This is a genomic window from Polaromonas sp., assembly GCF_030682935.1.
Classification (GTDB): domain Bacteria; phylum Pseudomonadota; class Gammaproteobacteria; order Burkholderiales; family Burkholderiaceae_C; genus Polaromonas.
Genome location: NZ_JAUXNA010000140.1, coordinates 47495 through 54463, shown reverse-complemented (window position 1 = coordinate 54463; position 6969 = coordinate 47495). Strand labels below are relative to the sequence as shown.

Genomic DNA, 6969 nt, shown 5'->3' with positions numbered 1-6969 from the left:
ACCCGCCGCGGCATGGGCGGGGCCAGTTCCACCATCAAGCACGGTCCGCTGGTGTACGACCAGGCCGGGCGCGTGGCCACCATAGACGGCCAGATGCTGGAACTGTCGGCGCGCGAGCTGGGGTTGCTTGAAGTGCTGCTGCAGCGCGCCGGCCGGCTCGTCAGCAAGGACCAGCTGGTCGAGCGCCTGTGTGAATGGGGCGAGGAAGTCAGCAACAACGCGATTGAGGTCTACATCCATCGCCTGCGCAAGAAGATTGAAAAGGGCCCGATCCGGATTGCCACGGTGCGCGGTCTTGGTTATTGCCTGGAAAAAATTCCCAACTGAACAGTTGGGCCCCACGCTTAGACTTAGAAGATGCGGCTAAAAATAACTTTCATGTTTTTCTACATGCGTACCGTGCGATTCGCCTTCAACTGACACTCCAATATCGTGGGCTTGAGACTTTTTCAGCGCGAGCGGCGCAGCCTGTTTGGCGAGATTCTCGACTGGATGCTCACGCCGCTGCTGCTGCTGTGGCCGATCAGCTTGACGCTGACCTGGCTGGTAGCGCAGAACATTGCAGGCAAGCCCTTTGACCGGGCGCTTGAATACAACGTGCAGGCGCTGTCCAAGCTGCTGGTGGTCAAAGACAACAAGGTCCATTTCAATCTGACGGCGCCGGCACGTGAGATTTTGCGCGCCGATGACACCGACCTGGTCTATTACCAGGTGGTGGGAACGCAGGGCGAGCATCTGGGCGGCGAACACGATTTGCCCTTGCCGCCCGACGAGAAAAAACCCACCAACGGGGAAGTGCGGCTGCGTGAGGATGTGATCCAGGGCGAAGCGGTGCGCGTGGCCTACACCTGGATCAAGATGGATATGAAAGGCGCGACACCGGCAACACGCCCGGTGCTGGTGCAGGTGGCGGAAACGCTGGAAAAGCGCAAGACGCTGGCCACCGAGATCGTCAAGGGCACGATGGTGCCGCAGTTCGTGACGCTGCCGCTGGCCGTGCTGCTGGTGTGGCTGGCGCTGGTGCGCGGCATCAAGCCGCTGGCGCAGCTGGAAAAGCGCATACGCGCCCGAAAACCCGACGACATGAGCCCGCTCGACGACACCACCGTGCCCGAGGAAGTGGCGCCACTGGTGTCTTCGATCAACGATTTGCTGAGCCGGCTCAAGGTGTCGCTGACCACGCAAAAACGCTTTCTGGCCGATGCCGCGCACCAGCTCAAGACGCCGCTGGCGGGCCTGCGCATGCAGGCCGACCTGGCGCAGCGGGAAACCGATGCCGACGAGCTCAAAAAATCACTCAAGCACATTGGCCGCGCCAGCATACGCGCGACCCACACCGTCAACCAGCTGCTGTCCATGGCCCGTGCCGAAACCACCGGCCGCAGCCTGGCCAAGCAGCGCGTTGACCTGGTCGACATCGTCTCGGAAGTCATGGCCGACACGGTGCCACGGGCGCTTGAAAAGAAAATTGACCTGGGCTACGACGGGCCGCCCGGCGGCAAGCCCGCCACCGCGCTCGAAGGCAACCCGACGTTGCTCAAGGAGCTGGTGCGCAATCTGCTGGACAACGCCGTCAACTACACGCCGGAAAAAGGGCAGGTCACGCTGCGGCTGCTGACCGACCGTTTCAGCGGCGTGCTGCTGCTGCTGGTGGAAGACTCGGGGCCAGGCATTCTGGAGTCCGAGCGCGAGCTGGTGTTCCAGCCCTTTTACCGCACGCTGGGCACCAATGTCGATGGCTCCGGGCTGGGGCTGGCGATTGTTCTTGAAATTGCGCAGCAGCACGGCGCCACCATTTCGATAGAAGACGCCAGACTGCCCGGTCACCCGGAAACGCCCGGCGCGCGCGTCGCCGTGCGCTTTACCGGCACGGCGCCGAGTCATGCCTGATGGTTGCGCCCGCCGGTCTGCACCACAAGCGGCACGACAAGGCGGCGCCGTCCTATACCCGGCACGCACGCACAGGTGCACACTCTGTGCAAGCTGCAGCGATGCGATGGGCTTGACCGAATGGGCGCCCCCACTCTTTTGCAAGACCCTTGCCGGTAATCAAACCTGAACACGCCAGCCGCGAAGGAGCACCATGCCAGCTGCCAGCCGCCTCAAGATCGGGCTTTCCGCCTGCTTTTCACACGCCGACCCGGCGCGTTCCCTGTTCACCGGAAAAACGCTGCAGTACGTCGAGCAGTCGATTGCGCACTGGCTCATGTCCTCGGGCGCCATGGTGGTCATGGTGCCCTGCCCGACCGGCAGCACGCAGCGCGGCGACGTGACCTACGCGCACTACGCGCAGTGGCTGGACGGCCTGGTGCTGCATGGCGGGGCCGATGTCTGGCCCGGCAGCTACGGCGAAACGCCGTTGAAAGAACAATGGTCGGGCGACCACCTGCGCGACGACTATGACAAGGCGCTGGTCGCCGCGTTCGAGGCCGTCGGCAAACCGGTGTTTGGCGTCTGCCGCGGCCTGCAGCTGCTCAATGTGGCCTTTGGCGGCACGCTCTACCAGGACATCGAGACGCAGGTGCCCGACTCTTTTATCCACCGCGACGCCAGCACCTACGACCTGAATTTTCACAGCGTCGACATCGTGCAGGGCTCGCGGCTGTCGGCGCTCTACCCCGGCGTGGAACGGGTGCGCGTCAACAGCATTCACCACCAGGGAATCAAGGACCTGTCGCCCGAGTTCGAAGCCGAGGCCCATAGCGTGACGGACGGCATTGTGGAAGCGATACGCCGCAAAGACCGGTCCAAAAGCTATATCGCCGCGCTGCAGTGGCACCCGGAGTTCCACCAGGCGGGCTCGGACACGATTGACGACGGCGCCGTGCTGCAGGATTTTCTGCAGGCCGTGGCCGCCGCCAAAGATACCCAGAACCGCCGCCAGCCAACGCTGCCGCTGCTGGCATCCTGAACCGGGTCCCGAGTCCGCATGGCACCTTCCCCCTCTGGGGGAAGGCGGGGATGGGGGCTAGCGGAAGTGGCCGGGTAGCCGCTGTTTGATTCGTGGAGGACTCTGGAAATAGTCCTTGGGCTACTGGCTTTTATGAGCGCTGCCAAGAGCCCCCCATCCCAACCTTCCCCCAGAGGGGGAAGGAGAAAATCGGGGATGCTGATTAGTTAGCAAAATAAGAACAAAAAACGCCTTTAGCGCATACAGTACGGGCACCGGCAGCTACATTATCAATAGCTGTTTTCGCCCGTGATTGACCCAGACGGCAGGCGGGCCGCCCTCACCTGAACTCAACTCAGGTGCTTGCCCACAATCCCGGCCAGCTCGAACATCGTCACCTGCGGTTTGCCAAACACCGCCAGCAGTTTGGCATCGGCATTGATGGCGCGCTTGTTGGTGGCGTCCTGCAGGCCCTCGGCCTTGATGTAGTCCCACAGTTTCTTGATCACCTGGGTGCGCGCCACCGGCTCGCTGCCAATCACTGCGGCCAGCGCATCGCTGGGCTTGAGACCGGCGCCGGGGGTGCTGACGCGGGCCACCCTGGGCTTGGCGGTTTTGGCCGCTGCGGCTTTGGGCGCGGCTTTTTTGGCGGCCACCTTTTGGGCCGCCGGCTTGTCGCCGGCGGCTTTGACGGCCACGGTTTTGCCGAACGGCGTCTTGATGGTGCCCGACTTGGCAGCCGCCGTTTTGCGCGGCGGAAACTTGGACGGCGCAAACTCGAAGTTCACCTTGCCCGCCGCCTTGTCCCAGGCCAGCATGGCCTTGAAGGGGCGGCGTGTGCGCATGGACACGAACTTGTCGAGCAGATCGGTCTTGCCGGTTTCCAGCAGCCTGACCATTTGCTCGCGCTCTATCGGCTGCTGCAGGATGACCTGGCCGGTCTTGAAGTCGCAGCTCGGCGTCGGCTGCGCCAGCGTAGGCACAGACTTTTCGCAGATGTAGTTTTTGCCGAGTTCAACCACGGCGCTGCCGCACTTGGGGCAGGCGCCCAGCGATGGCTGGTCGCCCAGGTCCACAATCTCGCCCGACTCGGCATTTTTGTCGTCGCCAAAATCGAATTCGAGCTTGTAGTTCTTGGTTTCCTCGTCGAACTTGATCACCATTTCAGCGGTGAAAGGCCAGCCCGCCTTGGACCTAAAGCCCTCCAGCGGGCCGATTTTGCGGTCGCGCAAAAACTGCTCGACTTCAGCGGTTTCAAAGGTCCGGCCTGCCGGGGTTTTGCCAAACGAAAAGCCGCAGCCGTGGTCGTTGGGATCGCCTGCTTTGCCGGTGCAGGTGTAGCGCCGGTAGTTTTCCTTGATGACGCCGCCGCAATTGGGGCAGGGCGCTTGCAGCGTGGCGTAGTCACCGGGAATGGAGTCCTTGTCGTAGCCCTTGGCCTTGTTGACGAGGCGCTCGGTCATGGCCGCAATCTCGGCCATGAAGGTTTCCCGGCTGAGCTTGCCCTGCTCCATCTGCGCCAGCTTGTATTCCCACTCGCCCGTCAGCTCGGCGCGCGACAGGTCTTCGGCGCCCAGGCCGCGCAGCAGCGTCATGAGCTGAAAGGCCTTGGCCGTCGGGATCAGCTCGCGGCCTTCGCGCAGCATGTATTTTTCGGCGATCAGGCCCTCGATGGTGGCGGCGCGCGTGGCTGGCGTGCCCAGGCCTTTTTCCTGCATGGCTTCACGCAGCTCATCGTCGTCAATGGTTTTGCCGGCGCCTTCCATGGCGCCCAGCAAGGTCGCTTCAGAGTAGCGCGCCGGCGGCCGGGTTTTCAGGCCCCTGGCGTCCACCGCTTCGGCGCGCACGCGCTCGCCGGGCTTGACGGGCACCAGGCTTTGCCCCTTGTCGCCTTCCTTGGCGTCAGCCACTTCTTCGGCCGCTTCCTTGCCGTAAATCGCCAGCCAGCCCGGCTTGACCAGCACCTTGCCCTCGGTCTTGAAGCTGTGACCGACTGACAGTGAAATTCGGGTCGTGACCAGGTACTCGGCGCTCGGGAAAAACACCGCCATGAAGCGGCGCACCACCAGGTCATAAATCTTTTGCTCGGCCTCGCTCAAGCCGCTGGGCGCCTGCAGCGTGGGGATGATGGCAAAGTGGTCGCTGACCTTGGCGTTGTCAAAAATGCGCTTGGTCGGCTTGATGTAGTTGCCCTGCAGCGCCGTCAGCGCATGCGGCGCCAGATGCCGCATGCCGCTGTCGGCCAGCATTTCAAAAGTCTGTTTGACCACCGGCACATAGTCCTCGGGCAGCGCGCGGGAATCGGTACGCGGGTAGGTCAGCGCCTTGTGGCGCTCGTACAGGCTTTGCGCAATTTGCAGCGTGGCCTTGGCCGAAAAGCCGAACTTGCCGTTGGCTTCGCGCTGCAGCGAGGTCAGGTCAAACAGCAGCCCGGCGGCCTGCGTGGTGGGCTTGGATTCCTCGGTGACCGTGGCGCTCTGGCCGCGCACCGCATCGGCAATCGCCCGCGCCTCGGGCTCGGTCCAGACCCGGTCGGCCCTGAGCTCGGCATCGGGCTCGGCATTGTCGGCGTTGGCCGCGGCCTTTTTCCATTTGGGGTCAAACCACCTGGCGCTGTATTCACCGGCTTCGGCCGCAAACGTGGCGTGGATTTCCCAGTAGTTGCGGCTGACGAACTTGCGGATTTTTTCTTCGCGCTCGACCACCACCGACAGCGTGGGCGTCTGCACCCGGCCCACGGTCGTCAGAAAGAAACCGCCGTCGCGCGAATTGAAGGCCGTCATGGCCCGCGTGCCGTTGATGCCGACCAGCCAGTCGGCTTCCGAGCGGCAGCGCGCCGCGTCGGCCAGCGGCTGCATCTGCGCGTCGCTGCGCAGCGAGGCAAAGCCGTCGCGAATCGCGGCCGGCGTCATCGACTGCAGCCACAGCCGCTGGACCGGGTGTTTGCTCTTGGCGTACTGCTGGATCAGCCGGAAAATCAGCTCGCCTTCGCGGCCCGCATCGCAGGCATTGACGATGGCGCCAATGTCCTTGCGCTTGGTCAGCTTGACGATGGCGTTCAGCCGCGTCTTGGTTTTGTCCATCGGTTTGAGGTCAAAGTAAGGCGGAATCACCGGCAGGTTGGCAAAGCTCCACTTGCCGCGTTTCACGTCAAACTCTTCGGGCGCCTGGATTTCGACCAGGTGGCCGACCGCCGAGGTGACGATCCAGTCGTCGCTTTCAAAGTACTCGTCGTGCTTTTCAAACTTGCCCGCCGTGGGCGTGATGGCACGCACAATGTCTTGTGCCACCGAAGGCTTTTCTGCAATGACCAGAGTTTTCATAAGTACTTCTTCAAATTTTTCTACACCAGCGGGGAAAATTTCCCCGCTCTCCGTAGCCACGATTTTTTCATCGGGCACGCTGATAAATCCCTACCGGGGGCGCTCCGGGCGCCTCACTACAATACAACTTCTCGCGCGCAAGCGCTCGCGGGTGCGCATGCCCGCCCACGCGCACCTGCATGAATTAACCATACCAAAAAAAACGCCGTGTCAAAAATCAAGGCCTCTGCAGCCCCTTCACCGACCGCGCCGGGCAGCGATGGCCGGCGCATTCAAACCCGCCTGTCAGGCGTGCACGGCAAGGGCGTGTTTGCCCTGCAGGACCTGGCCGAAGGCGAGACGCTGATTGAATATGTGGGCGAGGTCATCAGCTGGCTAGACGCGCTGCGCCGCCACCCGCACGACCCGGCGAATCCCAACCACACGTTTTACTTTCACATCGACGAAGACCATGTGATCGATGCCAAGGTGGGCGGCAATTCATCGCGCTGGATCAACCACAGCTGCGCCCCCAACTGCGAAGCCGACGAGGACGGCGGGCGCGTTTTCATCAAGGCGCTGCGCAACATCAAGGCGGGCGAAGAGCTGTTTTACGACTACGGCCTGATCATTGACGCCAAATACACCCCCAAGTTGCTGGCCGACTACCCCTGCTGGTGCGGCGCCCCAAACTGCCGGGGCACGCTGCTGGCGCCCAAGGACAAAAAGAAGTCCGGCAAGAAACAAAGCCCCAAGGCTTGAGCCCGACACCCAGCG

The 6969-nt window shown here is 62.8% G+C and carries 5 protein-coding genes; 4 read left to right on the top strand and 1 reads right to left on the bottom strand.

Annotation, left to right across the window (positions count from 1 at the left end; translation table 11 throughout):
- The 3 genes from Q8K05_RS06795 to Q8K05_RS06785 all read left to right on the top strand — a co-directional run.
- Positions 1–327 (top strand): response regulator transcription factor (locus tag Q8K05_RS06795; protein ID WP_305245751.1); only part of this gene is annotated, 327 nt, incomplete at its 5' end.
- Between the two features lie 111 nt (positions 328–438).
- On the top strand, positions 439–1890 hold the full coding sequence (locus Q8K05_RS06790) for a sensor histidine kinase (RefSeq protein ID WP_305245754.1): 1452 nt from the start codon (positions 439–441) through the stop codon (positions 1888–1890).
- 193 nt (positions 1891–2083) lie between these two features.
- Entirely contained in the window at positions 2084–2911 is an 828-nt protein-coding gene (locus Q8K05_RS06785; RefSeq protein ID WP_305245750.1) for a gamma-glutamyl-gamma-aminobutyrate hydrolase family protein, read from the top strand.
- Between the two features lie 329 nt (positions 2912–3240).
- Here Q8K05_RS06785 and Q8K05_RS06780 read toward each other — a convergent pair whose 3' ends face one another.
- Complete coding sequence (locus Q8K05_RS06780; RefSeq protein WP_305245749.1) at positions 3241–6213, bottom strand: DNA topoisomerase III; 2973 nt, start codon at positions 6211–6213, stop codon at positions 3241–3243.
- Between the two features lie 207 nt (positions 6214–6420).
- Here Q8K05_RS06780 and Q8K05_RS06775 point away from each other — a divergent pair, with 207 nt between their 5' ends.
- On the top strand, positions 6421–6954 hold the full coding sequence (locus tag Q8K05_RS06775) for an SET domain-containing protein (protein WP_305245748.1): 534 nt from the start codon (positions 6421–6423) through the stop codon (positions 6952–6954).
- Positions 6955–6969 lie beyond the last annotated feature (15 nt).

What these genes read in the sequence shown, in the direction of transcription:
- Q8K05_RS06780 (WP_305245749.1), bottom strand. Translation starts at nt 6,213, where the DNA reads ATGAAAACTCTGGTCATTGCAGAAAAGCCTTCGGTGGCACAAGACATT.
- Q8K05_RS06785 (WP_305245750.1), top strand. Translation starts at nt 2,084, where the DNA reads ATGCCAGCTGCCAGCCGCCTCAAGATCGGGCTTTCCGCCTGCTTTTCA.